The 26,085-nt window shown below is 72.7% G+C and carries 24 protein-coding genes; 5 read left to right on the plus strand and 19 right to left on the minus strand.

The window, feature by feature from the left end; all coding sequences use genetic code 11:
* Positions 1-393: 393 nt before the first annotated feature.
* Positions 394-1,695 (minus strand): WxL domain-containing protein, encoded by a 1,302-nt coding sequence (locus ACZ4XJ_RS08995; RefSeq protein ID WP_468495737.1) that lies wholly within the window; start codon positions 1,693-1,695, stop codon positions 394-396.
* Between the two features lie 108 nt (positions 1,696-1,803).
* Positions 1,804-2,877, minus strand: a complete 1,074-nt coding sequence (locus ACZ4XJ_RS09000; RefSeq protein ID WP_362878365.1) for a GlxA family transcriptional regulator — start codon at positions 2,875-2,877, stop codon at positions 1,804-1,806.
* Positions 2,878-2,947: 70 nt separating this feature from the next.
* On the opposite strand from ACZ4XJ_RS09000, the gene ACZ4XJ_RS09005 reads away from it, so the two are divergent.
* On the plus strand, positions 2,948-4,258 hold the full coding sequence (locus ACZ4XJ_RS09005; RefSeq protein WP_468495738.1) for an MFS transporter: 1,311 nt from the start codon (positions 2,948-2,950) through the stop codon (positions 4,256-4,258).
* Between the two features lie 635 nt (positions 4,259-4,893).
* Here ACZ4XJ_RS09005 and ACZ4XJ_RS09010 read toward each other — a convergent pair.
* The 12 genes from ACZ4XJ_RS09010 to hrcA all read right to left on the minus strand — a co-directional run bounded on the left by ACZ4XJ_RS09010 (position 4,894) and on the right by hrcA (position 15,586).
* Entirely contained in the window at positions 4,894-5,268 is a 375-nt protein-coding gene (locus ACZ4XJ_RS09010; RefSeq protein WP_362876758.1) for a cytidine deaminase, read from the minus strand.
* A 59-nt stretch (positions 5,269-5,327) separates the two neighbouring features.
* The gene (locus tag ACZ4XJ_RS09015) at positions 5,328-5,681 is read right to left on the minus strand and encodes an MmcQ/YjbR family DNA-binding protein (RefSeq protein WP_468495739.1); all 354 of its coding nucleotides are present in this window, start codon (positions 5,679-5,681) and stop codon (positions 5,328-5,330) included.
* Positions 5,678-6,982: a hemolysin family protein gene (locus ACZ4XJ_RS09020; protein WP_362876760.1), complete on the minus strand. Its 1,305-nt coding sequence runs from the start codon at positions 6,980-6,982 to the stop codon at positions 5,678-5,680. The genes ACZ4XJ_RS09015 and ACZ4XJ_RS09020 overlap by 4 nt, the downstream gene beginning before the upstream one ends.
* Complete coding sequence (gene ybeY / locus ACZ4XJ_RS09025) at positions 6,979-7,476, minus strand: rRNA maturation RNase YbeY (protein ID WP_362876761.1); 498 nt, start codon at positions 7,474-7,476, stop codon at positions 6,979-6,981. Before ybeY ends, ACZ4XJ_RS09020 begins: the two co-directional genes overlap by 4 nt.
* 13 nt (positions 7,477-7,489) lie before the next feature.
* Complete coding sequence (locus ACZ4XJ_RS09030) at positions 7,490-8,527, minus strand: PhoH family protein (protein ID WP_362876762.1); 1,038 nt, start codon at positions 8,525-8,527, stop codon at positions 7,490-7,492.
* A 139-nt stretch (positions 8,528-8,666) separates the two neighbouring features.
* Complete coding sequence (locus ACZ4XJ_RS09035; protein WP_468495740.1) at positions 8,667-9,839, minus strand: PfkB family carbohydrate kinase; 1,173 nt, start codon at positions 9,837-9,839, stop codon at positions 8,667-8,669.
* A 220-nt stretch (positions 9,840-10,059) separates the two neighbouring features.
* The gene (locus tag ACZ4XJ_RS09040) at positions 10,060-10,965 is read right to left on the minus strand and encodes a ribonuclease Z (RefSeq protein ID WP_362876763.1); all 906 of its coding nucleotides are present in this window, start codon (positions 10,963-10,965) and stop codon (positions 10,060-10,062) included.
* A 3-nt stretch (positions 10,966-10,968) separates the two neighbouring features.
* Positions 10,969-11,328 (minus strand): histidine triad nucleotide-binding protein, encoded by a 360-nt coding sequence (locus ACZ4XJ_RS09045; RefSeq protein ID WP_468495741.1) that lies wholly within the window; start codon positions 11,326-11,328, stop codon positions 10,969-10,971.
* Between the two features lie 116 nt (positions 11,329-11,444).
* On the minus strand, positions 11,445-12,188 hold the full coding sequence (locus tag ACZ4XJ_RS09050) for a 16S rRNA (uracil(1498)-N(3))-methyltransferase (RefSeq protein ID WP_362876765.1): 744 nt from the start codon (positions 12,186-12,188) through the stop codon (positions 11,445-11,447).
* Positions 12,185-13,276 (minus strand): nitronate monooxygenase, encoded by a 1,092-nt coding sequence (locus ACZ4XJ_RS09055; protein WP_468495742.1) that lies wholly within the window; start codon positions 13,274-13,276, stop codon positions 12,185-12,187. Before ACZ4XJ_RS09055 ends, ACZ4XJ_RS09050 begins: the two co-directional genes overlap by 4 nt.
* Before the next feature lie 156 nt (positions 13,277-13,432).
* Positions 13,433-14,569, minus strand: coding sequence for a molecular chaperone DnaJ (gene dnaJ, locus ACZ4XJ_RS09060; RefSeq protein ID WP_362876767.1), 1,137 nt, complete (start codon positions 14,567-14,569; stop codon positions 13,433-13,435).
* Positions 14,570-15,586, minus strand: coding sequence for a heat-inducible transcriptional repressor HrcA (hrcA, locus tag ACZ4XJ_RS09065; protein ID WP_362876768.1), 1,017 nt, complete (start codon positions 15,584-15,586; stop codon positions 14,570-14,572). It lies immediately after the preceding gene.
* A 214-nt stretch (positions 15,587-15,800) separates the two neighbouring features.
* Between hrcA and ACZ4XJ_RS09070 the strand changes: the two genes are divergently transcribed.
* Positions 15,801-16,532, plus strand: a complete 732-nt coding sequence (locus ACZ4XJ_RS09070) for an MBL fold metallo-hydrolase (protein ID WP_468495743.1) — start codon at positions 15,801-15,803, stop codon at positions 16,530-16,532.
* A gap of 28 nt (positions 16,533-16,560) precedes the next feature.
* Entirely contained in the window at positions 16,561-17,361 is an 801-nt protein-coding gene (locus tag ACZ4XJ_RS09075; RefSeq protein WP_468495744.1) for a DUF3097 domain-containing protein, read from the plus strand.
* A gap of 49 nt (positions 17,362-17,410) precedes the next feature.
* Here the strand turns inward: ACZ4XJ_RS09075 and hemW are convergent, their stop codons facing one another.
* The 3 genes from hemW to lepA form a co-directional block, all read right to left on the minus strand.
* Positions 17,411-18,643, minus strand: a complete 1,233-nt coding sequence (hemW, locus tag ACZ4XJ_RS09080; protein WP_468495745.1) for a radical SAM family heme chaperone HemW — start codon at positions 18,641-18,643, stop codon at positions 17,411-17,413.
* 103 nt (positions 18,644-18,746) lie between these two features.
* Complete coding sequence (locus ACZ4XJ_RS09085) at positions 18,747-20,639, minus strand: AMP-dependent synthetase/ligase (RefSeq protein ID WP_362876772.1); 1,893 nt, start codon at positions 20,637-20,639, stop codon at positions 18,747-18,749.
* 306 nt (positions 20,640-20,945) lie between these two features.
* A complete protein-coding gene (lepA, locus tag ACZ4XJ_RS09090) occupies positions 20,946-22,811 on the minus strand; it encodes a translation elongation factor 4 (RefSeq protein ID WP_362876773.1) in 1,866 nt (621 codons plus the stop codon).
* 242 nt (positions 22,812-23,053) lie between these two features.
* Between lepA and rpsT the strand changes: the two genes are divergently transcribed.
* Positions 23,054-23,320 (plus strand): 30S ribosomal protein S20, encoded by a 267-nt coding sequence (gene rpsT / locus ACZ4XJ_RS09095; protein ID WP_362876774.1) that lies wholly within the window; start codon positions 23,054-23,056, stop codon positions 23,318-23,320.
* Positions 23,321-23,800: 480 nt separating this feature from the next.
* Here rpsT and holA read toward each other — a convergent pair whose 3' ends face one another.
* Positions 23,801-24,793 (minus strand): DNA polymerase III subunit delta, encoded by a 993-nt coding sequence (gene holA / locus ACZ4XJ_RS09100; protein WP_362876775.1) that lies wholly within the window; start codon positions 24,791-24,793, stop codon positions 23,801-23,803.
* 61 nt (positions 24,794-24,854) lie between these two features.
* Between holA and ACZ4XJ_RS09105 the strand changes: the two genes are divergently transcribed.
* Positions 24,855-25,097, plus strand: coding sequence for a hypothetical protein (locus ACZ4XJ_RS09105; RefSeq protein WP_281206795.1), 243 nt, complete (start codon positions 24,855-24,857; stop codon positions 25,095-25,097).
* Between the two features lie 38 nt (positions 25,098-25,135).
* Here the strand turns inward: ACZ4XJ_RS09105 and ACZ4XJ_RS09110 are convergent, their stop codons facing one another.
* Positions 25,136-26,017, minus strand: a complete 882-nt coding sequence (locus ACZ4XJ_RS09110; RefSeq protein ID WP_468495746.1) for a YceI family protein — start codon at positions 26,015-26,017, stop codon at positions 25,136-25,138.
* Between the last annotated feature and the right edge of the window lie 68 nt (positions 26,018-26,085).

The raw sequence follows: 26,085 nt of genomic DNA on the forward strand, positions 1-26,085 counted from the left end.
TGAAGGGCACGTCCGCGGTGCCGCCGGCGGGTACGGTGATCCGCTCCCGCGCGAGCCGGGTCCAGGCGCCGGCGCCCCGCCGCGGCTCGTCGGGGCCGCGCAGGGCGAAGCCGCCGTCGCGGGCGGTGTTGTGGGCGTCGGCGGCGTACAGCAGGAAGGTGCGGGGCCGGTCGGTGCGGTTCGCGACGGTGACGGTGTCCCGCACCTCCGCGCCGGGTGCGGCGGACAGGTAGAAGTAGGGGCGCTGCCCGACGGTGGTGGCGGCGGGCAGGACGGACCACCGGCCGTTGTCCGCGGCGGCGGCGGGTCCGGACCAACCCAGCAGGACGAGGGCCGCGCCGACCAGCGCGACCCGCACGGCCCGGGCCGCGGCGGCCGGGTGACGGTCGGGGGTCACGACAGGGTCAGCGTCAGGACCGCCGTGTACGCGCCCGGCGGGGTGTAGGGCGGCACCTGGAGGGAGACGCCGGCGTCCACCGTGAAGGTGCCGCCCGCTACCGGGGCGTCCGCCGTGGAGGCGAGCACGGCCCCGTCCGGACCGACCACGCCGGCGCTGCCCGCGGCGCACGCGCCGGGACTGCCCTCGGCGGCCGTGCACGTCGGGGTCCAGGACAGCGAGGCGCCGGGGATGCGCACGCCGCCCGGACCGGCGAAGTCGGTGACCTTCCCGACCAGCGACCATCCCGCGGGCCCGCCCCGGGCGTCCTTGACGGTGACGGTGCCGATCCGGCCGGGGGCCGCACCGCCGTCCCCGTACGGGACCGCGCCCAGGGTCACCGACTCGCCCGCCTGGCTCATGGCGAGGGTGCCCCGCTCGACGGTGGCCGTCACCTGCCGGGTCAGCGGCGCCGGGAGCGGCGCCGCCGGCGGGGCGGGCGCGACCACGGTGTAGGCGGCCGGGGCGCTGCCCAACGGCGCCGACCAGGCGGTCCCCTCGTACGCGACCACCCCCGTGGTCGCCCGGTCCGTCAGGGGCAGCCACGCGACCAGCTCCCCCCGCCGGTCGGCGGTGGCGGCGACCCGGTCGGCCGTCTCGGCGGCGCCCGCCCGGCCGGCCACGGTCACGGCGGCGCCGGGGGCGAAGCCCGCGCCGGTGACCTCGACGCGGGCGCCCGGGGTTCCGTAGGCGGTGGTGAGGGTGAGGCGGCGCAGGTTGGCGGTGGGCAGCGGGGTCGCGGTGAGGCGCTCGGAGACCGGGGTGCCCGGGCCGGCGGTGCAGAGCGTGGACAGGTCCAGGAGGTGGCCGGTGCGCAGGGTGTAGGAACCCGGGGTGAGGGTGATCGCGCCGGGTGCGGTGACGGTGAAGGTACCGGTCATGGTCACGGCCGGCAGGGCCCCGCCGGGCGGCACCGGTTCGTTGCGTTGGGCGCCGGTGACGGTGACCTCGCCGCTCTGCGCACCGCCGAGCAGGACCCGTCCGGTGGGGGTGAGCACGTCGGCGGGCAGTTCGGAGGGGAGCGGGTTCACGGCCGGGGTCGCGGCCACCTGGTAGGTCACCGTCACCGTGTCGCCCACGCGCGGCGCCGGGTCGTCGACGGTGATCCGGGCCGTGGTGGGGCCGTCCGCCGGCGGACGGCCGGCTTCCTGCGGCGGCAGGCAGTGCGCGGGGAACTCCACCTGCCCGGGGGGCGTTTCCCCCACGGCGGCGGCCGGTGCGCTCAACGCTCCCCCGGTCACCGCCGCGAGTACCGCCATGCCGACGGCCGCCGATCGTCTCCTGCTGCGCGCGCCTGTTCGCACTGCCCGCCCCCTGCGTTCCGTCGCCCCGACAGGGGGCCATTCACGAGCGGGTGGCGGCAGAAGTCAATGCACGGATCCCGCAGCGTCTGATGGGCCATCAGAAGACGGCAGGGTGACGGTCCGCGTGCCGCCGGCGGGGGCCGCGGCCGCGGCGCCCTCGGCCGCCGGGCGGAAGGTGCGCCGGTACGCCGTCGGGCTCACGCCCAGGGCCGCCTGGACGTGCTTGCGCAGCGACTGGGCCGTGCCGAAGCCCGCCTCCCGGGCGATCTGCTCCATCGACAGCTCCGTCCGCTCCAGCAGCCGCCGGGCCCGCTCGACCCGCCGACCGGTGATCCACTCCCCCGGGCTGACCCCGCATTCCTCCCGGAACCGGCGCGTGAAGGTCCGTACGGACACGGCCTCCTGCCGGGCCAGGTCGCTCAGGCGCAGCGGTTCGTGCAGCCGGTCCAGCAGCCGGGCGCGGGCCGCCGTGGTGGAGGCCTGCCGCGGCTCGGGCAGCGGCCGGTCCACGAACTGCGCCTGACCGCCCTCCCGGTGGGGCGGTACGACGGTCCGCCGGGCCACGTCGTTGGCGACGGCCACGCCGTGGTCGCGGCGCACGATGTGCAGGCACAGGTCGATCCCGGCGGCCACGCCGGCGGAGGTGAGCACGTCCCCGTCGTCGGTGTAGAGCACGCCCGGGTCGACGCGGACGGCGGGGAAGAGCCGCTGGAAGTGCTCGGCGGAGGCCCAGTGGGTGGTGGCGGGCCGACCGTCCAGGTGGCCGGCGGCGGCCAGGACGTAGCCGCCGGTGCAGATCGAGACGAGCCGGGTGCCGGGTCGGATGTGCGCGAGGGCGGCCGCGAGTTCCTCGGTCAGCACCCCGAACTCGTGCACCGGACCCAGCTCGTACGAGGCGGGCACCACCACCGTGTCGGCCGTGGCCAACAGCTCCGGGCCGTGCGCGACGTGGACGGCGAAGTCGGCATCGGTGGACACCGGGCCGGACGCGAGCCCGCAGGTGAGGATCTCGTACAGCGGCCGTCCGGCCGGGTCCTTGGCCCGGCCGAAGATCCGGTGCGGGATCCCCAGCTCGAAGGGCAGCAGCCCGGCGAGGGCGAGGACGACGACGCGGTGGGCCCGCGGATTCGGCTCCATGGCCCGATCGTACCGAAGGGTGACAGTCAGGCCACTGTCGGCAGGTGCGGAGCCGCCGGAAGCTGACGGGGTGACGCAGACAGCACCCACCTCCACCTCCCCCGCGGAAGATCCGCCGGCCCAGCGCCGGGCCGGCCGCATCCACCGCGCCTGGTACGCGGCGGCCGTGGCCTTCGTGACGATCATCGGCGCCGCCGCGTTCAGCTCCCTGCCGAGCCTGCTCATCGAGCCGCTGCACGCGGAGTTCGAATGGTCGCGCGGCACGATCGGCTTCGCCGTCTCCGTCAACCTCGCCCTGTACGGGCTCACCGCGCCGTTCGCCGCCGCGCTGATGGACCGCTTCGGGATCCGCAAGGTCGTCGCCCTGGCCCTCACCGTCATCGCCGGCGGATCGGTGGCGACGGTGTGGATGACGCGGCCCTGGCAGCTGGTCCTGTACTGGGGCGTCCTGGTCGGGCTCGGCAGCGGCTCGATGGCCCTGGCCTTCGCGGCGACCGTCACCAACCGGTGGTTCACCGCGCGGCGCGGTCTGGTGACCGGGATCCTGACGGCGGCGGGCGCCTCCGGGCAGCTGGTCTTCCTGCCGCTGCTGTCCTGGATGGTCGAACACCACGGATGGCGCCCGGCGACCGTCACCGTGTCGCTCGCGGCGCTGGCCGTCGTCCCGTTCGTGTGGCTGCTGCTGCGCGACCACCCCGCCGATGTGGGGCTCGCGCCGTACGGGGGCGTGTACGCGCCGAAGCCGGCGCCGGTGGCGGGCGCGGCGCGGCGGGCGGTGACGGTGCTGTTCGCGGCGGCGCGGACGGGGCCGTTCTGGCTGTTGGCCGGTACCTTCGCGATCTGCGGCGCGTCGACGAACGGGCTGGTCAGGACGCACTTCGTGCCGGCCGCGCACGATCACGGCATGCCGGTGACGGCGGCGGCCGGGTTGCTGGCGGTGATCGGGGTGTTCGACGTCGTCGGGACGATCGCCTCCGGCTGGTTCACGGATCGCTTCGAGGCGCGGCGGCTGTTGGCGGTGTACTACGCGCTGCGGGGGATCTCGCTGCTCTTCCTGCCGATGTTGCTCGCGCCGTCGGTGCACCCGCCGATGGTGTTCTTCATCGTCTTCTACGGGCTGGACTGGGTGGCGACCGTGCCGCCGACGATCGCCCTGTGCCGGGAGCACTACGGGGAGGACAGCGCGATCGTCTTCGGCTGCGTCCTGGCCTCGCACCAGGTGGGCGCGGCGCTGGTCGCCTTCCTGGGCGGGGTGGCCCGCGACGTCTTCGGCTCGTACGACCTCGTCTGGTACGCGTCGGGCGGCCTGTGCGCGATGGCGGCCCTGATGGCGATGGTCATCGGACGGGGCCACGGCCGCCCGTCCGGGGCGACGGGGTGAGGCTGGGGGGCGGGGGGCTGCGGGTGGGCGGCTGCCGGCCCAGGGGGCTGCGGGGTGGGTCGGGGCCGGGGCCGGGGTGGGGTGTCGTCCGGGGCGGGCATGATTTATGGCGCCCTGTCCGCAGCTTCGTTTGCGGGGCGGCACCGCGCGCCAACAAATCACGTTTTAGCCCCGGCCGACACCCCACCCCGTCCCCGACCCCGACCGGGGCGCAACCCCCCGCCTGCGACTCTGCCCCGCCCCGCCCCGACCAGGACTCGGCAGCCGCTCCGGCAGACCAACCCGCCCCATCCAGCCCCGCCCGACGCTTGAGGCCACCTCAGCCCCGCTGCCGGTTGAAGCGAGCTCGGCCCCGCCGACGCTTGGGGCAACCTCAGCCCGCCGACGCTTGAAACAACCTCAGCCCCGCCTCCGGTTGAAGCAACCTCAGCCCCGCCGGCGTTTGAGGCGACCTCAGCCCCGCCGGCGTTTGAGGCGCGGGGTCTGGGGCGGAGCCCCAGGGGACCGGCGCCCGACGCCCCCCAAGCCGCCGAACCGGACCCGCAAACCCAGCCGCGCCGGCGATTGAGGCGCGGGGTCCGGGCGGGGGCGGAACCCCCGGCCGCGGGGGCGGAGCCCCAGGCCGCTGCGGCGGGTCAGGCCGGGGCGCCGGCCGGGGTGGTCGACTGGAGGGTGCCGTCCGGGGCCGCCAGGAGGATCGGGGTGTCCGGGCCGCCCAGGTCCGCGACGGCGGCGCGATCGGCCTCCGCCGGAGCCCCGGCCTCCGTCACCACGGCCGCCGCCTCCAGCGACCGCGCCCCGCTCGCCACGGCCATCGCGACCGCCGTCCGCAGCGCGCTCAGCCGCAGGGAGTCCAGCGCCACCGTCCCGGCGACGTACGTCCGGCCGGTCTCGTCGCGCACGGCCGCCCCCTCGGGCACCCCGTTGCGGGCGCGGGCACTGCGGGCCAGCGTGATGATCTTGGTGTCCTCGGGGTCGATGCCCGTGCTCTCCGTCATGGTCGAAAGCATAGGGAGAGCGCGGGCGGGGCCCTACGACCGGCCCCGCCCACGGACCCGAGCGGGTCGGCTCACGGCCGGTCGAGCCGCAGCCGCTCCGCCTTCGGGAGCCCCGCGACGACCAGGTCGTACGAGTCCTCCACCAGCTCGCGCACCAGCGCGTCCGGCAGACCGCCCACGGTGACCGTGTTCCAGTGCCGCTTGTTCATGTGCCAACCCGGCACGATCGCCTCGTGCTCCTCGCGTTGGCGCACCGCCAACTCGGGCTCGCACTTGAGGTTGACCTTCAGCGGCTCCGCGTCCAGCGCGCTCAGCGCGAACACCTTGCCCAGCACCTTGAACACCGAGGTCTCCGGGGTGAACGGGAACTCCTCGACCGCCGCGTTGAAGCCCAGGCAGCATTCGCGCAGTTCGGCGGGCGTCATTCGCCCTGCTCCCCGTCGGCCGCCGCTGGCGGCACCGGCTCGACCAGCACCGTCACGATTTTGTTCCGGCGGCCCGCCGGGGATTCGGCCGTCAGCCGCAGCGGGCGCCCGTCCGGCAGGTCGACCATCGCCGAGGCACCCGCGATCGGCACCCGGCCCAGCGCCTTCGCCAGCAGCCCGCCGACCGTCTCCACGTCCTCGTCGTCGAAGGCCAACGCCCCGAACAACTCGCCGAGGTCGGTGATGTCCAGCCGCGCGGTGACCCGGTAGCGGTCACCACCCAGGTCCTCGACGGGCGGCAGTTCGCGGTCGTACTCGTCGGTGATCTCGCCGACGATCTCCTCCAGGATGTCCTCGATGGTGACGATCCCGGCCGTGCCGCCGTACTCGTCGATGACCACGGCCACGTGGTTGCGCACCGACTGCATCTCGCGCAGCAGGTCACCGGCGTTCTTCGTGTCCGGCACGAACACCGCCTGCCGCATCGCCGTGGAGACCAGGTCGGTCTCCGCCTCCCGGCTGATGTGGGTCTTGCGGACGAGGTCCTTCAGGTAGACGATCCCGACGATGTCGTCCTCGTTCTCCCCGGTGACGGGGATCCGCGAGAAACCGGACCGCAGGGCGAGCGTGGTGGCCTGACGGACCGTCTTGTACCGCTCTATGCAGACCAGGTCGGTGCGCGGCACCATCACCTCGCGCACGAGGGTGTCGCCCAACTCGAAGACCTGGTGCACCATCCGGCGCTCGTCGTCCTCGATCAGCGATTCCTTCTCCGCGAGGTCCACCATCGCGCGCAGCTCCGCCTCGGAGGCGAACGGCCCCTTGCGGAATCCCTTGCCCGGCGTGAGCGCGTTGCCGATGAGGATCAGCAGTTGCGGGATCGGCCCCATGATCCGGGCGAGCGGTACGAGGACGTACGCGGCCGCCGTCGCGGTGTTCAGCGGGTGCTGGCGGCCGATGGTGCGCGGGGACACGCCGACCGCGACGTAGGAGACCAGCACCATCACGCCGATGGCGACGAACAGCGCCGTCCAGTTCTCGCCGAACTCGTCGAGGCAGACGTACGTGACGAGCACGCCCGCCGCCATCTCGCAGGTGACGCGCACCAGTAGCGCCACGTTGACGTAGCGGGTGGGGTCGCCGGTGACCTGGGCGAGCTTCGCGCTGCCGCGCCGGTTCTCCCGTACGGCCTGCTCGGCGCGGAAGCTGGAGACGCGGGCGATCCCGGACTCGGCGCACGCCGCGAACCAGGCCACCACCACCAGCAGGACCGCTCCCGTGATCAGCTGGGGGGCGTTCACGAGACGGTCGGGGCCGGGGACGGGCCGGTCACGCCGCGTTCACCGCGCCAGCCGTCGACGATGGCCGCCTGGAGGCCGAACATCTCGGCCTTCTCGTCCGGCTCCTCGTGGTCGTACCCGAGGAGGTGCAGCACTCCGTGGACGGTGAGGAGTTGGAGCTCCTCGTCCATGGAGTGCTGCGTCGGGGCGTCCTCGCCCTGCTTCTTCGCCACTTCGGGGCACAGCACGATGTCGCCGAGGAGCCCCTGCGGGGGCTCCTCGTCGTCCTTCGTCGGCGGACGCAGTTCGTCCATCGGGAAGGACATGACGTCGGTCGGGCCGGGCAGGTCCATCCACTGGATGTGGAGCTGCTCCATGGCGTCCTCGTCGATGACGATGACGGAGAGCTCGGAGAGCGGGTGGATCCGCATCCGGGTGAGCGCGTAGCGGGCGATGTCGAGGATCGCCTGCTCGTCGACCTCGGTTCCGGACTCGTTGTTGACGTCGATCGACATGGTGCGCTGAGCTCTACTTCCGCTGGTGGCCGTTCGTGGCCTGCTGGCTGTCGTCGTACTTCTCGTACGCGTCGACGATACGGCCGACCAGCTTGTGGCGGACGACATCCTCGGACGTGAGCCGCGAGAAGTGGATGTCGGGCAGGCCTTCGAGGATGTCCTGCACCTGCCGCAGACCGCTACGGGCGCCACCCGGCAGGTCGACCTGCGTCACGTCCCCGGTGACCACGATCTTCGAATCGAAGCCGAGCCGGGTCAGGAACATCTTCATCTGCTCGGTGGTGGTGTTCTGCGCCTCGTCGAGAACGACAAAAGCCTCATTAAGGGTGCGACCCCGCATATATGCCAGGGGTGCCACCTCGATCGTTCCGGCCGCCATCAGGCGGGGGATGGAGTCCGGGTCGATCATGTCGTGCAGGGCGTCGTAGAGCGGCCGCAGGTACGGGTCGATCTTGTCGAACAGGGTGCCGGGCAGGAAGCCGAGGCGCTCGCCGGCCTCGACGGCGGGGCGGGTCAGGATGATCCGGCTGACCTGCTTGGACTGCAGCGCCTGGACCGCCTTCGCCATGGCGAGGTAGGTCTTGCCGGTACCGGCGGGGCCGATGCCGAAGACGATCGTGTTCTTGTCGATCGCGTCGACGTACCGTTTCTGGTTGAGCGTCTTGGGGCGGATCGTCCGGCCGCGGCTGGAGAGGATGTTCTGCGTGAGCACCTCGGCGGGGGTCTCGTCCTCGCCGCCTCCCGAGCCGTTGGCCCGGAGCATGCCGATCGAGCGTTCCACTGCGTCCTCCGTCATCGGCTGCCCGGTGCGGAGCACCAGCATCATCTCGTCGAACAAGCGCTGGATGAGTGCGACTTCCGCCGCTTCACCCACCGCGCTGACCTGATTGCCCCGCACGTGGATGTCGGCCTTCGGGAAAGCCCTCTCGATCACGCGCAGCAGGGCGTCGCCGGAACCGAGCACCGTCACCATGGGGTGGGTGGCCGGAACCGTGAAGTGGGCGCGCGCCTGACCCGGCGCGGGGGTGTGGCCTGTCGGTGTCTGAGTCATGGGCCGGCACTGTGGCCTGCGCATACCTCCCACTGAAGGGTCGCGCGGATCGCCGACCTCCGGAGTACCAAGGGTACGTCCACGACCTCGCTTCCCCGAGGGGTTTTCCGGCTGGGCCGCGTCGGAAACGGGCGTACGGTCACACGGGGTGCTTGAACCCGATCGTCGGGACGGCGCGGCGGCGCGGCGAAGGGGTGGCACCGGGGGGCACCAGTGCGTCCAGGAAGCCGTACCGCTCCCGCAGCGGGTCCGGGGCCGCGCGCCACCAGTGGGCCACTTCCGGCCAGCCCGGCGCGGAGAGGGAGCCGCCGAACTCCTGGACGGACAGGGCGGCCGTCAGCCCGGCGAAGGCCAGCCGGTCGGCCAGCGGCCACCCGGCCAGGCTGCCGGTGACGAACCCGGCGACGTACACGTCCCCCGCGCCGGTGGGGTCCAGGGCGTCCACCGTGATCGCGGGCACCTCGGCGGTCTCCCCGGTCCGGGAGTCGACCGCGTACGAGCCCTCGGAGCCCATCGTCACCACCGCCACCGGCACCTTCTCGGCGAGCGCCCGGGCGGCGGCGCGCGGACACTCGGTCCGGGTGTAGCGCATCGCCTCGCCCGCGTTGGGGAGGAAGGCCTCGCAGTGCTCCAGATCGGTGAGGGCGCCCAGGTCCCAGCGCCCGGTCTCGTCCCAGCCCACGTCCGCGAAGATCCGCGAGCCGCGCCGGGCGGCCTCGGCGATCCACGGCTCCCCCGGCCCGGCGGCCAGCGAGGCCACGGCCGCCCGGGCCTTAGGGGGGCAGCGGGGGACGGCCCCGGATCCGGCGGGGGGCGGGGCCTCGTGGCCGTGGGAGACCATCGTGCGCTCGCCCTCGTAGGCCATCGAGACGGTGACGGGGCTGTGCCAGCCGGGGATGGTCCGCGACATGGCGAGGTCGATGCCCTCACCCTGTTCGAGCGCGTCCCAGCAGTACTCGCCGTAGTGGTCGTCGCCGAAGGCGGCGGCGAGGGAGGTCCGCAGGCCGAGCCGGGCCAGCGCGGTGGCCATGTTGGCGACGCCGCCGGGGCTGGAGCCCATGCCGCGCGCCCAGGACTCCGTACCGCGCACCGGGGCGGAGTCGAGGCCGGTGAAGATGATGTCGAGGAAGACGGTGCCGGTGAGGTAGACGTCGCAGCCCGGTTCGTGGGGATCGCGGACCGGACCCAGCGGGTCCAGGTGGTCGAGCTCGCCCGGCTCGTCCGGCTCGTCCGGCTCTCCCTGCGGGCCGATGAGGCTGTCCCGACTGGTCACGGTGGTCTCCCCGCTGCGCGAAGGTCTGTGGCGCTCCATGAGGCTTCATGAAGCTCCCGATGGGTGCGGACGGTCCGGCCGGCTCCGGCCGGGTCTGCGAAGTGTCGTTTCTCCTCGTGGGTCGCGGGTGAAAAGCCCTGACGGGCGCCGGAAAACTGCCGGCGCCGTCCCGCCCGGCAGAGCCGAACCCAGTGTGACGCACCTCACCGCCGGATCGCCGCTCCGGGCGACACCCGCCTCGCGCGGCCCGGGCGCCCCGTCAGGGGCGCTTCGGTACCGCCACCGTCACCAGGTCCGCCGCGATCGTCAGCTCGCCCTCGAACCCCGCCGCCCGCGCCTCCCGCTCGAATGCCGAGGGGTCGGAGTACCGCTGCGAGAAGTGCGTCAGGACCAGGTGCCGGACGCCCGCGTCGCGCGCCACCCGCGCCGCCTGCCCCGCGGTGAGGTGGCCGTGGTCGGTGGCGAGCCGCTCGTCGGCCTCCAGGAACGTCGACTCGATCACCAACATGTCGCAGCCCCGCGCCAGCTCGTCCACCCCGGAGCACAGCCGGGTGTCCATGACGAAGGCGAACCGCTGACCGGCCCGGTGCTCGCTGACGTCGTCGAGACCGACCCCGCCCAGCCGGCCCTCGCGCTGGATCCGCCCCACGTCCGGCCCCTTGATCCCGTGCCGCGCGAGCAGCTCCGGCACCATCCGACGCCCGTCCGGCTCGGTGATCCGGTAGCCGAAGGACTCCACCGGGTGCGAGAGCAGTCGTGCTTCCAGGACGTACGAGGGCCCCCGTGCGAGCACCCCGTCCCGCGAGACGGGCTCCTCGGCGAGCGCCACCGTCTCCCGGTAGGCCGTCGCGTACCGGAGCCGGTCGAAGAACTTCTGCCCGGAGGCCGGGTAGTGCGCGGTGACCGGGTGCGGGACCTGGTCCAGGTTGATGCGCTGGATCACCCCGGCCAGGCCGAGGCTGTGGTCACCGTGGAAGTGCGTGACGCAGATCCGGTTGATGTCGTGCGCGGCGACCCCGGCGCGCAGCATCTGGCGCTGCGTGCCCTCGCCCGGGTCGAAGAGGATGCCCTCGCCGTCCCAGCGCAGCAGGTAGCCGTTGTGGTTGCGGTGCCGCGTGGGGACCTGGCTGGCGGTGCCGAGCACCACGAATTCGCGTACGGACACGACTTATCCCGGGGGCCATTCGAGGCCGCGGCCACCGAGCACGTGCGCGTGCGCGTGGAAGACGGTCTGGCCGGCGCCGGCGCCCGTGTTGAGGACGATCCGGTAGCCGTGCTCCTCGATCTTCTCGTCGGCGGCGACCCGGCCGGCCTCGGCCAGTACGTCGGCGGCGAGGGCCGGCGCGCCGGCCGCGAGGGAGGCGGCGTCGGGGTAGTGCGCCTTGGGGATGACCAGGACGTGGGTCGGTGCCTGCGGGTTGACGTCCCGGAAGGCGATGGTCGTCGCGGTCTCCCGGACCACGGTCGCCGGGACGGCGCCCGCGACGATCTTGCAGAACAGGCAGTCCGCCTGCGGTTCCCCGGCCATTGCTGCGCCTCCCGTGACGTTGATCGGTCCGGGCATCGTAGCCGCCCCCGGCGCCGCGGAAGGCTCGGTCCGCCGGAGATCCACCGGAGCCCGGCCGCCCCGGCGGGGGCGGCGGCTCAGGACCAGCGGCCGGTGCGCGCCAGCAGGACGGCGGTCGCGGCCGTGCCCGCGGTGGAGGTGCGCAGGACGCTGCGGCCCAGCCGGTGGGGCCGGGCGCCCGCCTGCGCGAAGGCGGCCAGTTCCTCGGGCGAGACGCCGCCCTCGGGGCCGACGACCAGGACGACGGAGCCCGATTCCGGCAGCGGGGCCGTGGCGAGGGCGTCGGAGGCGGCGTCGCGGTCCTCGTGGAGCACCATGGCCAGGTCGGCCTCGGCGAGCAGCGCGGCGACCTGTTTCGTGGAGAGCGCCTCGGCGACCTCGGGGAAGCGGACGCGGCGGGACTGCTTGCCGGATTCCCGGGCGGTGGCCCGCCACTTGGCCAGCGACTTGGCGCCGCGGTCGCCGCGCCACTGGGTGATGCAGCGCGAGGCCTGCCAGGGGACGATCGCGTCGACGCCGGTCTCCGTCATCGTCTCGACGGCGACCTCGCCCCGGTCGCCCTTGGGCAGGGCCTGGACGACCGTGATGCGGACGGCCGGTTCGGCTTCCTCGGACACCTCGGAGAGGGAGACGACGAGCCGGTCCTTGCCCTCGGCGGACTTCACGACGGCCTCGGCCCAGCGGCCGCGGCCGTCGGTGAGGACGAGTTCCTCGCCCGGGTTCAGTCGCTTCACGGACACGGCGTGCCGGCCCTCGGGGCCGTCCAGTACGAACTCGGGCCCCGCGGGGACCTCTTCGACCACGAACACGGGGGCCGTCATGACGCTCTCCTCGGGTGCAACATCTTCAACGTGCTCTGTGCCTCGGCCAGTTCGGCCGTCAGTAGTTCCACCAGGTCGCCGGCCGGCATCGTCCGTGCCATTCGGTGTCCCTGGCCGGCCCACAGGGACATGCCCTGCGGGTCGCCGGCGGCGGCGGCCGCCTTGCGCAGCCCGGAGGTCATGTGGTGGATCTGCGGGTAGGCGGCGGGGGCGTACGGTCCGTGCTCGCGCATGAACCGGTTGACCAGGCCCCGGGCCGGCCGGCCCGAGAACGCCCGGGTGAGTTCGGTGTGGGCGAACAGGGGGTCCGTCAGGGCCTTCTTGTGCAGCGGGTGCGCGCCCGACTCGGGGCAGGCGAGGAAGGCGGTGCCGAGCTGCGCCGCCTCCGCGCCGGCGGCGAGGAGGGCGGCGATCTGCGCGCCGCGCATGAGGCCGCCCGAGGCGATGAGGGGCAGGGTGACCGCTTCCCGTACCTGGGTGACCAGGGCGAGCAGGCCCACGCCGGCGGTGCCGTCGATCTGCGGGTCGTCGCGGTGGGTGCCCTGGTGGCCGCCGGCCTCGACGCCCTGGACGCAGAGGGCGTCGGCGCCGGCTTCCTGCGCGGCGCGGGCCTCGTCGACGGAGGTGACGGTGACGATGCCGTAGGTGCCGGCGTTGCGCAGCCGGGTGAACACGGCGGGCGCGGGGCAGCCGAAGGTGAAGGAGACGACGGGAACGGGGTCGTCGAGGAGAATGGCGAGTTTGGCGTCGTAGCCGTCGTCGCAGGTCCCGATGATGTCCTCCTCGGCGAGGGAGACCTCGTACCAGCTGGCCTCGCCGGCGAGCTGCCCTCGGTAGGCCTCGACGGCGGCCGGCTCGACGTAGCCGGTCTGCGGCATGAAGAGGTTCACGCCGAAGGGGCGGCGGGTGAGCCCGCGCGTCTGCTTGATCTCCTGGTACATGCCGTCGGCGGTCTTGTAGCCGCCGGCGAGGAAGCCCAGCCCGCCGGCCTCGCACACGGCGGCCGCCAGGGGCGGGCAGGAGGCGCCGCCCGCCATGGGAGCCTGCACGATCGGGTACCGGGAGAGACCGTTCGGTGCGGAGGACATGGACTGCATCGTGCCACGTCCCGACCACCGGACCGAATCACGGCATTCGCCTGGCATAGTCCCCTTCCCGCCCGGCCCGTTCGGGCCTGCGCGAACGCGCGGGAGCCCGGTCCGGGGTGACCCGGGCCGGGCTCCTGCGGCGGTGTCGCGGGCCGCTCAGCGGCCGTTGAACGCGTCCTTCAGACGGCTGAACAGACCCTGCTGGCCGGGCGCGAACTGCCCCGTGGGCCGCTCCTCGCCGCGCAGCTTGGCCAGCTGGCGCAGCAGTTCCTCCTGCGGGGCGTCCAGCTTGCTCGGGGTGGTCACCTCGACGTGGACGATGAGGTCGCCGCGGCCGCCGCCGCGCAGGTGCGTGACGCCGCGCCCGTGCAGCGGGATCGACTGGCCGGACTGGGTGCCGGGCCGGATGTCGATCTCCTCCATGCCGTCCAGGGTCTCCAGCGGGCACTTGGTGCCCAGGGAGGCCGCGGTCATCGGGATGGTGACCGTGCAGTGCAGGTCGTCGCCGCGCCGCTGGAAGGTCGGGTGGGGCAGCTCGTGGATCTCCACGTAGAGGTCGCCGGCGGGGCCGCCGCCGGGGCCGACCTCGCCCTCGCCCGCGAGCTGGATCCGGGTGCCGTTCTCGACGCCGGCGGGGATCTTGACCGTCAGGTTGCGGCGGGACCGGACCCGGCCGTCGCCCGCGCACTCGGTGCACGGGGTGGGGACCACGGTGCCGAAGCCCTGGCACTGGGGGCAGGGGCGCGAGGTCATGACCTGGCCCAGGAAGGACCGGGTGACCTGCGAGACCTCGCCGCGACCGCGGCACATGTCGCACGTCTGCGCGGAGGTGCCGGGTGCGGCGCCCTCACCGGAGCAGGTGGTGCAGACGATGGCCGTGTCGACCTGGATGGGCTTGGTGGTCCCGAAGGCCGCCTCGTCCAGTTCCAGCTCCAGGCGGATCATGGCGTCCTGGCCGCGGCGGGTCCGCGAGCGCGGTCCGCGCTGCTGGGACTGGCCGAAGAAGGCGTCCATGATGTCCGAGAAGTTGCCGAAGCCACCGGCTCCGAAGCCGCCCGCGCCGCCACCGCCGCCGGCGGAGAGGGGGTCCCCGCCGAGGTCGTGGACCTGCTTCTTCTGCGGGTCCGAGAGGACCTCGTAGGCGGCGTTGATCTCCTTGAAGCGCTCTTGCGTCTTGGGATCGGGATTGACGTCCGGGTGCAGCTCGCGGGCGAGCCGCCGGAACGCCTTCTTGATCTCGTCCTGCGATGCGTCGCGGCGCACGCCGAGTACGGCGTAGTAGTCCGTGGCCACTTACGACTCCGCCAGGATCTGTCCGACGTAACGTGCCACTGCGCGTACCGCTCCCATCGTTCCGGGGTAGTCCATGCGGGTCGGTCCGACCACGCCGAGTTTGGCGACTGCCTCGCCGCCCGAACCGTAGCCGACGGAGACGACCGACGTGGAGTTGAGCCCCTCGTAGGCGTTCTCGTGACCGATCCGTACCGCCATCCCCGACTCCCCTGCCTCGCCGAGCAGCTTGAGCAGCACGACGTGCTCCTCCAGCGCTTCGAGCACCGGCCTGATCGTCAAGGGAAAATCATGTCCGAAGCGGGTGAGGTTGGCGGTGCCGCCGATCATCAGCCGCTCCTCCGCCTCCTCCTCCAGCGTTTCGAGGAGGGTGTCGAGGACGGCCTTGACCGTCGCTCGGTCCTCGGTCTCGAACGACTCCGGAAGGTCCTGCACGAGCTGCGGCACGTCGGTGAACCGACGGCCGACGACCCGACTGTTGAGCCGCGCCCGCAGGTCGGCCAGGGAGGTCTCCCCGAAGGGCGTCTGGCAGTCCACGAGCCGCTGCTCGACCCGCCCGGTGTCCGTGATCACCACGAGCATCAGCCGGGCCGGGGCCAGGGAGAGCAGCTCGACGTGCCGGACGGTGGAGCGGGTCAGGGACGGGTACTGGACGACGGCGACCTGGCGGGTGAGCTGCGCCAGCAGGCGCACCGTGCGGCCCACCACGTCGTCGAGGTCGACGGCCCCGTCGAGGAAGTTCTGGATGGCCCTGCGCTCGGGCGTCGACAGCGGTTTGACCCCCGCCAGTTTGTCGACGAAGAGGCGGTAGCCCTTGTCCGTGGGGATCCGACCGGCGCTGGTGTGGGGTTGGGCGATGTAGCCCTCCTCCTCCAGCACGGCCATGTCGTTGCGCACGGTCGCCGGGGAGACGCCGAGGCGGTGCCGCTCGGTGAGCGCCTTGGAACCGACCGGTTCCTCCGTCCCGACGTAGTCCTGGACGATGGCGCGCAGCACTTCGAGCCTGCGTTCACTGAGCATCGCGCACACCTCCGGAAGCGGTCGTATCGGTCGGTCTCGGTCGGGCTGTGGTCGGGCTGTGGTCCTGCTTCGGTCGATCTTCGGCCCTGCTTCGGTCCGGCTCGATCGACCGTTGTTGGCACTCCGGGCGGGCGAGTGCCAGAGATCCCCCGGTCAGTGTACGGCCGGGTGGTACGAGCGGGGCAAGGGCGGCCCGTCAGGGTAGCGTCGCGCCATGGACGTACGTTGGGAAGAGGCGGGCTGGGAACGACTGACCGGACGGGCCGGTCGGCGCCGCCTTCCGGTGTGGGACTGCACGGTGGGACTGGTGGTGGGGGACGAGTCGGTCCTCCTGATCGACCCGGGTTCCTCGGTCCGGGAGGGCGCCGAGGTGGGCGCCGAGGCGGAGCGGCTGACGGGGCGCCGCGTGACCCATATCGCATTCACACACGGACATTTCGACCACGTCATGGGTGCGCCGGCCTTCCCGGAGGCCGAGGTCTTCGGCGCGGTCGGCCTGGAGCGGCTGCTGGCGTCCGCCAAGGGCCGCGAGGAGCTGCGGGCGAGCGCGGTGCGCAACGGGCTGGCGCCGCAGGACGCGGCCGAGGCGGCGGAGCTGTTGCGGGCGCCGCGGCACCTGGTGTCGGGCGAGTGGACGTTGGAGCTGGGCGGGGTGCAGGTGCTGCTGGCCAATCTGGGGCCCGCGCACTCGCAGTACGACCTGACCGTCTTCGTGCCGGGCGAGCGCGAGGTGGTGTTCTGCGGGGACCTCGTCGAGGAGTCGGGCGAGCCCCAGGCGGGCCGGGACGCGGTTCCCGGGCAGTGGCCCGCCGCCCTGGACCGGCTGCTGTCGCTGGGCGGGGACGACGCCGTGTACGTGCCGGGTCACGGAGCGCTGGTCACGGCCGGCTTCGTACGTGAGCAACGCGCCACACTGGCGGCCAGGTTCGGCGTGTCGGAGGCGTGATCGGCGCGGCTCTCCTACGCTCGGCCGGATGCGCGAGTACTCCCCCGACCTGACCCCGCAGTGGAAGCGCCCCCGGGCTGTGCCCCAGGTGCCGGCCGATCCCGGCCTGGTGGTCGAGGTCGCCGGCGGCGACTTCTGCGGCGCGGTCGTCGAGTGCGAGGCCGGCGTCGTGACCCTGGAGGACCGCTTCGGCAAGCGCCGGGCCTTCCCCCTGGAGCCGGCCGGCTTCCTGCTGGAGGGCGCCCCCGTGACCCTGGTGCGCGCCGCGCGGGCGCCGGCCGCGCCCGCCCGTACGGCGTCGGGTTCGGTGGCCGTCCCCGGGGCCCGGGCCCGGGTGGCCCGGGCGGGGCGCATCTACGTCGAGGGCCGGCACGACGCGGAGCTCGTGGAGCGGGTCTGGGGCGACGACCTGCGCGTCGAGGGCGTGGTCGTGGAGTACTTGGAGGGCGTCGACGACCTGCCCGCCGTGGTGGCGGAGTTCGACCCGGCTCCGGACGCCCGCCTGGGCGTCCTGGTGGACCACCTGGTTCCCGGCTCGAAGGAGTCCCGGATCGCGGCGGCCGTGACCGGCGCGGACGTGCTGGTCGTGGGCCACCCGTACGTGGACGTCTGGCAGGCGGTGAAGCCGTCCGCGCTGGGCATCGCGGCCTGGCCCGTGGTGCCGCGCGGCCAGGACTGGAAGACGGGCATCTGCCGTGCGCTGGGCTGGCCGGAGAACACCGGGGCCGCCTGGCAGCACATCCTGTCGCGGGTGACCTCGTACCGGGACCTGGAGCCCGCCCTGCTGGGGCGCGTCGAAGAGCTGATCGACTTCGTGACGGCGCCCTGAGGGCCCGGCCGACGGGCCCGGCGCCCGGCCGACCGGCCCCGCGCCCGGGCTAGTCGACCAGGTCCCGGACCACCGCGTCGGCCAGCAGCCGCCCGCGCAGGGTCAGCACCGCCCGGCCGGCCGCGTACGGTTCCGGTTCCAGCAGGCCGTCGGACAGGGCCCGGCCGGCCGCCGCGAGCCCGGCGGGGGCGAGCAGCGTCAGCGGGACGCCGTCCACGAGGCGCAGCTCCAGCAGGATCCGCTCCACCCGCCGGTCCTCCGCCGAGAGGAGTTCGCGCCCCGCGCCCGGGGAGCGGCCCTGGGCGAGGGCGGCCGCGTAGGCGCCGGGGTGCTTGACGTTCCACCAGCGGACCCCGCCGACGTGCGAGTGGGCGCCCGGTCCGGCGCCCCACCAGTCGGCGCCGCGCCAGTACAGCTCGTTGTGCAGGCAGCGGCCCGCCGGCGAGGTCGCCCAGTTCGACACCTCGTACCAGTGGTAGCCCGCGTCGGCCATCACCGAGTCCGCGATCAGATACCGGTCGGCGTGCACGTCGTCGTCGGTCATGGGGACCTCGCCGCGGCGGATGCGGCGGGCCAGCTGGGTGCCCTCCTCGACGATCAGGGCGTAGGCGCTGACGTGGTCGGGCCCGGCGCCCAGCGCGGCCTCCAGGGAGGCCCGCCAGTCGTCGTCGGACTCCCCGGGGGTGCCGTAGATCAAATCCAGGTTCACGTGCTCGAAGCCGGCTTCCCGGGCCTCCGCCACGCACGCCTCGGGGCGCCCGGGCGTGTGGGTGCGGTCGAGGACCTTCAGGACGTGCTGCTTGGCGCTCTGCATGCCGAAGGAGATCCGGTTGAAGCCGCCGGCCCGCAGTTCGGCGAGGTAGGCCGGGTGCACCGATTCGGGGTTGGCCTCGGTGGTGATCTCCGCGTCCTCGGCCAGGCCGAACTCGTCGCGGATCGCCGCGAGCATCCGTACGAGATCACCGGCGGGCAGCAGCGTGGGCGTGCCGCCGCCCACGAAGACGGTGCGCACGGCGCGCGGGTCGTCGCCGAGCACCTTGCGGGCGAGGCGGACCTCGTCGATCAGGGTGTCGGCGTAGTTCTCCCGGGAGGCGAGCACGCCGCCGGTGCCGCGCAGCTCGGTGGCCGTGTAGGTGTTGAAGTCGCAGTACCCGCAGCGGGTGGCGCAGTAAGGGACGTGCAGGTAGAACCCGAGCGGCCGGTCCCCCGCACCCACCAGGGCGTGCGACGGCAGCGAGCCGTCTTCGGGCATGGGTTCACCGTCGGGGAGTGCGGAAGGCATGCCCCCATTGTCCCGCACCCGCCGCCCCGGGCGGCCCGCCGGCGGCGGGGCGCCCGGGATCCCGCCCGCGAGGTGGCCGCGGGCGGGTCCGGACGGGCGGGTGTCAGGCCTCGCGCGAGCCCTCGTACATCTCCTCGATGAGGTACTTGAACTCGCGCTCGACGACCGGGCGCTTCAGCTTGAGGCTGGGCGTGAGGTCGCCGTGCTCGACGTCCAGGTCCCGGGGCAGCAGCCGGAACTTCTTGACCGTCTGCCAGCGCTGGAGGCCCTCGTTGAGGGTCTGGACGTACGTCTCGATGAGGCGCTCGGTCTCCGGCGCGGCCAGGACCTGCCCGTACGACTTGCCCTCCAGGCCGTTGTCGGCGGCCCAGACCAGGATCGAGGGCTCGTCGAGGGCGATCAGCGCGGTGCAGAAGTTCCGGTCGGCGCCGTGCACGACGATGCTGGAGACGTAGGGGCAGATGCCCTTGAACTGGCCCTCGATCTCCGCGGGGGCGACGTACTTGCCGCCCGAGGTCTTGATCAGGTCCTTCTTCCGGTCGGTGATGCGCAGGTAGCCGTCGGGCGAGAGCTCCCCGATGTCACCGGTGTGCAGCCAGCCGTCCGACTCCAGCACCTCGGCGGTCTTGTCGGGCTGCTGGTGGTAGCCCTGCATGATGCCGGGGCCGCGCAGCATGACCTCGCCGTCGTCGGCGATGCGGACCTCGGTGCCGGGGAGCGGCTTGCCGACGGTGCCGGTGCGGTAGGCCTCGCCGGGGTTGACGAAGGAGGCCGCGCTGGACTCCGTCAGGCCGTAGCCCTCCAGGATGTGGATGCCGGCGCCGGAGAAGAAGTAGCCGATCTCGGGGGCGAGGGCGGAGGCCCCGGAGACGGCGGCGCGGAGGTTGCCGCCGAAGGCTTCGCGGAGCTTGGAGTAGACGAGCGCGTCAGCGATCTTGTGCTGGGTGTTGAGGCCGAAGGGGGCGCTCGCCCGGCCGGTGCGCCGGAAGTTGTCCTGGGTGACCTTGGCGTACTCGCGGGAGACGCCGGCCGCCCACTGGAAGATCTTGTACTTGGCGCCGCCGCCCGCCCGGGCCTTGGCCGCGACACCGTTGTAGACCTTCTCGAAGATGCGCGGGACGGCCGCCATGTAGGTCGGCTGGACGATCGGCAGGTTCTCGATGATCTTGTCGATGCGTCCGTCGACGGCGGTGACGTGCCCGACCTCGATCTGGCCGGAGGTGAGCACCTTGCCGAAGACGTGCGCCAGCGGCAGCCACAGGTACTGGACGTCGTCCGCGGTGATCAGACCGGTGGCGACGGTGGCCTTGGCCATGTACGACCAGTTGTCGTGCGGCAGCCGTACGCCCTTGGGCCGGCCGGTGGTGCCGGAGGTGTAGATCAGGGTGGCGAGCTGGTCCGCGGTGATGTCCGCGATCCGCTGCTTCACCGCCTCCGGGTGCTTGGCGAGGTACTCCGCGCCGCGCGCCTCCAGGTCGGCGAGCGAGAGCACCCAACCCTCGGGGTCACCGTCGACCGCGACCGCGTCGGCGGCCTCCACGACCACCACGTGGGCGAGGTGCGGCAGGTCGGCGCGGCGCTCGCGCGCCTTCGCCAGCTGCGTGCCGTCCTCGGCGATCAGCACCAGGCTCTCGGAGTCCGCGAGGATGTACGCCGACTCCTCCGCGTTGGTGCTGGGGTAGATCGTGGTGACGGCGCCGCCCGCGCACATCACACCGAGGTCGGCGAGGATCCACTCGACCCGGGTGTTCGAGGCGAGGGCGACGCGCTGCTCGGGCTGGATGCCCAGCTCGATGAGTCCGGCGGCGATGGCGAAGACGCGTTCCGCGGCCTGTCCCCAGCTGAGCGACTTCCAGTCGTCGGGTCCGCCCTCGGGGCCGGCCGCCGGCACGGGGAAGCGGTAGGCCTCCCTGTTCGGCGTGGCGGCGACGCGGTCAAGGAAGAGGGCCGCCACGGAGGGCGGACGGTTCTCGATCATGGTCTGTGTGTCGCTCACGACATCCTCCGGACCGGGTCCACGCGGCAGGGCGTGGGCGTGGGGCGCTTGGGCTGGCGGGGTGCAGCCGCCACCCGTGCGGATGGCGGTTCGACTGGCGCAATAGAACTGGCGAGTAACCATGGGGCAGTGATCAGACTAGAGGCCGCGTGCCCGGCACGTAAGAGCCCGCGAGCGGCCGCTTCATAACGAAACGGGCCCCCATGCGTGTGCATGTGGGCCCGTTTCGTACGACTTGGGCGATGCCGCTTCTTGACCCGCCCTTGGTGTTCCCTTGGCTGCCGCGCGCGGCGGCCGCGGGTACGGCTACTTCTTCTTGCCGCCGGACTCGTCGCTGGAGAGGACGGCGATGAAGGCCTCCTGCGGGACCTCCACGGAGCCGACCATCTTCATCCGCTTCTTGCCCTCCTTCTGCTTCTCCAGCAGCTTCCGCTTACGGGAGATGTCACCGCCGTAGCACTTGGCGAGGACGTCCTTGCGGATGGCTCGGATCGTCTCGCGGGCGATGACGCGGGAGCCGACCGCGGCCTGGATCGGCACCTCGAAGGCCTGCCGCGGGATGAGCTCGCGCAGCTTGGCGACCAGGCGCACGCCGTAGGCGTAGGCGGCGTCCTTGTGGGTGACGGCGGAGAAGGCGTCGACCTTGTCGCCGTGCAGCAGGATGTCGACCTTGACGAGGCTGCCGGACTGCTCGCCGGTGGGCTCGTAGTCGAGGGAGGCGTAGCCGCGCGTCTTGGACTTCAGCTGGTCGAAGAAGTCGAAGACGATCTCCGCGAGGGGGAGGGTGTAGCGGATCTCGACCCGGTCCTCGGAGAGGTAGTCCATGCCGAGCAGCGTGCCGCGGCGGGTCTGGCAGAGCTCCATGATCGCGCCGATGAACTCGGTGGGCGCGAGCACGGTGGCCCGTACGACCGGCTCGAACACGTCCGAGATCTTGCCCTCGGGGAATTCGCTCGGGTTGGTGACGGTGACTTCCTTGCCGTCCTCCAGGACCACGCGGTAGACCACGTTCGGCGCGGTGGCGATCAGGTCGAGCCCGAACTCGCGCTCCAGGCGCTCGCGCACCACGTCCAGGTGCAGCAGGCCGAGGAAGCCGACGCGGAAGCCGAAGCCGAGGGCCGCGGAGGTCTCCGGCTCGTAGACCAGCGCGGCGTCGTTGAGCTGGAGCTTGTCCAGCGCCTCGCGCAGGTCCGGGTAGTCCGAACCGTCGAGCGGGTACAGGCCCGAGAAGACCATCGGACGCGGGTCCTTGTAGCCGCCGAGGGCCTCGGTCGCGCCGTTGTGCAGGCTGGTGATGGTGTCACCGACCTTGGACTGACGGACGTCCTTCACGCCGGTGATGATGTAACCCACCTCGCCGACGCCGATGCCGTCGGCCGGGGTCATCTCCGGGGAGGAGACGCCGATCTCCAGCAGCTCGTGCGTGGCGCCGGTGGACATCATCCGGATGCGCTCGCGCTTGTTGAGCTGGCCGTCGACGACACGGACGTACGTCACGACGCCGCGGTACGAGTCGTAGACCGAGTCGAAGATCATGGCGCGGGCCGGGGCGTCCTTGGGGCCGACCGGGGCGGGCACCGTGGCGACGATCTTGTCGAGCAGCGCGTCCACGCCGAGACCGGTCTTCGCCGAGACGCGCAGCACGTCCTCCGGCTGGCAGCCGACCAGGTTCGCGAGCTCCTCGGCGAACTTCTCCGGCTGGGCGGCCGGCAGGTCGATCTTGTTCAGGACCGGGACGATCGCGAGGTCCTTCTCCATCGCCAGGTACAGGTTGGCGAGGGTCTGCGCCTCGATGCCCTGAGCGGCGTCCACGAGCAGGACCGTGCCCTCGCAGGCCGCCAGCGACCGCGAGACCTCGTACGTGAAGTCGACGTGACCGGGCGTGTCGATCATGTTCAGGATGTGCGTGGTGCCCTTGCCCTCGCCCTCCGTGGGCGCCCAGGGCAGACGGACCGCCTGCGACTTGATCGTGATGCCGCGCTCACGCTCGATGTCCATGCGGTCGAGGTACTGGGCGCGCATCTGCCGCTGGTCGACGACACCGGTGAGCTGAAGCATCCGGTCGGCGAGCGTCGACTTGCCGTGGTCGATGTGCGCGATGATGCAGAAGTTGCGGATCAGCGCCGGGTCGGTACGGCTCGGCTCGGGCACGTGGCTGGGGATCGCGGGCACGCAGTGTCCTGATTCTCGGTCGGAGTCGGAAGCGTTGTCCGAAGTGAAGTTCGGCTCTCGTCGCCTCGTCGGCGCGATGGGGGATCTGTACGCAGGTTCCCATGGTCCCATGGACGGGGCAGTGCGCTCGGTTTGGGCCGGTCGGAGCGTGCCTGGTAGCCTGGGCAGCTGTGTCTCGTATGCCCTCTCAGCTGCGGGACGCAATCCGAAGAACAAAACTCTGAACCTGAAAAGGCTCTTTCGTGGCGAACATCAAGTCCCAGATCAAGCGGAACAAGACGAACGAGAAGGCGCGCCTGCGCAACAAGGCCGTCAAGTCCTCGCTCAAGACCGCGATCCGCAAGGCCCGCGAGGCCGTCGTCGCCGGTGACGTCGAGAAGGCCACCGTGGCTTCTCGCGCCGCCGCGCGTGCGCTCGACAAGGCTGTCTCGAAGGGTGTCATCCACAAGAACGCCGCCGCCAACAAGAAGTCGGCGCTGGCCACCAAGGTTGGCTCCCTCCAGGGCTGAGCTCTCGATGTGAATCGCCGGTAGGGACTCAGCGGGCCCTCTCTCCCGCTCCGTACCGGCACAACGCGCCGCACGCGGCCTGCGTTCGCCACGCGGGTGCGGCGCAACCAAGCAGTGACCGAAGGCCCCGGCCTCCGCCCTTCCCCAGGACGGACCGCCGGGGCCTTCGCGCTGCCCACCACGGTGGCGCCCGGCACCTCCCCACGGGCCGAGCCCCGGGGGCATGCCGGTACCGACTGCGGGCCTTCGCGCTGCCCCCTCACGGTGGCGCCCGGCACCTCCCCACGGGCCGAGCCCCGGGGGCCTACCGGGAGCGGCCCTCGGCCGGCCTACTCGCGGCGTGCGCCGTGGAGCGGGCCGCCCGTGTGGGGCTGCGGCCGTCGGACGTGTGGGCCGGCCCGGGTCATCTCGGGCCGGGCCGGGAGCAGCGTTGATCCTCCGACAGAACCCGCAGGGTCGGTACGGATGCCTTCGCGGGCTCTACTGGCGGGACGGGCGGGCCGCGCGGGCCACCGCCACGACTGCCTTCTCCAGTGCGTACTCGGGGTCGTCGCCCCCGCCCTTGACGCCCGCGTCCGCCGCGGCCACCGCACGCAACGCGTCGGAGACGGCGTCCGCCGACCAACCCCGCATCTGCTGCCGGACCCGGTCGATCTTCCACGGCGGCATGCCGAGGTCACGGGCGAGGTCGCCCGGGCGGGCCCCGCGCGGCGCGGAGGCCAGCTTGCCGATCGCCCGGACCGCCTGGGCCAGCGCGCTGGTGATCAGGACCGGCGCGACCCCCGTGGACAGGGACCAGCGCAACGCTTCGAGCGCTTCCGCGGCCCGCCCCTCCACGGCCCGGTCGGCGACGGTGAAGCTGGAGGCCTCGGCCCGGCCGGTGTAGTAGCGGCCGACCACGGCCTCGTCGATGGTCCCCTCGACGTCCGCGCACAGTTGCGCCGCCGCACTCGCCAACTCCCGCAGATCGCTGCCGATGGCGTCGACCAGGGTCTGGCAGGCCTCGGGGGTCGCGGAGCGCCCCAACGTCCGGAACTCTCCGCGCACGAACGACAGCCGGTCCGCCGCCTTGGTCATCTTCGGGCAGGCGACCTCGCGGGCACCCGCCTTGCGTGCCGCGTCGAGCAGGCCCTTGCCCTTGACGCCTCCCGCGTGGAGGAGGACGAGGGCGATCTCCTCGTACGGTGCGCCGAGGTAGGCCTTGACCTCCTTGACCGTGTCCGCCCCCAGGTCCTGCGCGTTGCGCACGATCAGGACCTTGCGCTCGGAGAAGAGCGAGGGGCTGGTCAGCTCGGCCAGCGTGCCGGGCTGGAGCTGGTCGGAGGTGAGGTCCCGGACGTCCGTGTCGGCGTCGGCCGCGCGGGCCGCCGTCACCACGTCCCGTACGACACGGTCGAGCAGCAGGTCCTCCTGCCCCACCGCGAGGGTGAGCGGGGCGAGCAGGTCGTCGGTTGAGTTCTTCCTGGTGGCCATCGGCTCCAGCATCCCACGCCGCACCGACAGTCCCCCGCGTCCGGTACCCGAGAATGGTCGGGTGAACGTGCGACATGTACTGGTCCTCCCGGACCGCGACGCCGCCGAAGAGGTGGCCCAGGAAGCCGTCGACCGCTTCGGCCTGCCCGAAGAACCCCAGCTGGTGCGCGACGCCCTCGCCGGTGAGGACGACGCCGAGGACGCCCAGTGGCTGGTGGTCGTGGAGGACCCGCGGGAACGGCTCGACGCCGGTTCCCTGGACGACCTCGCCGCCGAGTACGAGGGCTGGCTGGAAGCCCCCTGACGGCCGGCCGGGCCCGCCCGGGCGGCGGGGACGCGACGTCAGGCCTTGTGGACGATCTGCACGTCCAGCGCCACTTCCACACTGGCGCCGATCGCCGCGACCCCGGCCGCCAACATCGACTGCCAGTTCAGGGTGAAGTCCTCGCGGTTCAGTTCGGCCGTGGCGCGGCAGGCGGCCCGCGGTTCGCCCTCCAGGCCCGTGCCGTTGCCCAGGTACTGGGTGTCCAGGGTGACGGAACGGCTGACGCCGTGGAGGGTGAGGGCGCCCGCGACCGCCCAGCGGCTGCCGGAGCGGTGGATGAACCGCTCGCTGTAGAACTCCACCGTCGGATGCCGGGCGGCGTCGAGGAAGTCCGCGGACCGCAGGTGGTCGTCCCGTAGGCGCAATCCGGTGTCGATGCTCGTCGCGTCGATGATCACGTGCATGGAGGACTCCTCCATGCGGTCCGCGATCCGCACCGCGCCCGCGAAGGTGTTGAAGCGGCCGTTGATCCGGGCGAAGCCGATGTGCCGTGCGGCGAAGCCGATCGAGGAGTGCGACGGATCGAGCTCCCAGTGCCCCGGCTGCGGCAGCCGCGGCGGTTCCACCGCGTCCAGGATGATCTCGGCGGTGTCGAGCTGCGCCGGGTCGCCCACGAGCATCGCCCCGTGGAACGGCGCGTACCCCTCGGCGGTCACCGCCAGCCGGTACTCGCCCTCCGGCATCGCGGCGGTGAACCCTCCGTACGGGTCGGTCTCGCCGCTGACGACCCGTCTGCCGATCGGATCCGTGACCTCGAACTTGGCTTGCCGAATGGGCTGGTGGACCGTGTCGAGGACCCGACAGCTCAACAGCCGCGCCGTCGGCGGCAGCGTGAGCGTCGCGGTCCTCTGCGAGTCGACGCTTCCGGCCGACTCCATCCCCCGTCGACGACCGAACATGGTTGACGCACCCCCGTGCTGTGTGGACCTGGACCGATCCGGCGAAGACGCATTCGATCATGCTGCCG

It is taken from the genome of Streptomyces sp. NPDC029836 (assembly GCF_055574495.1).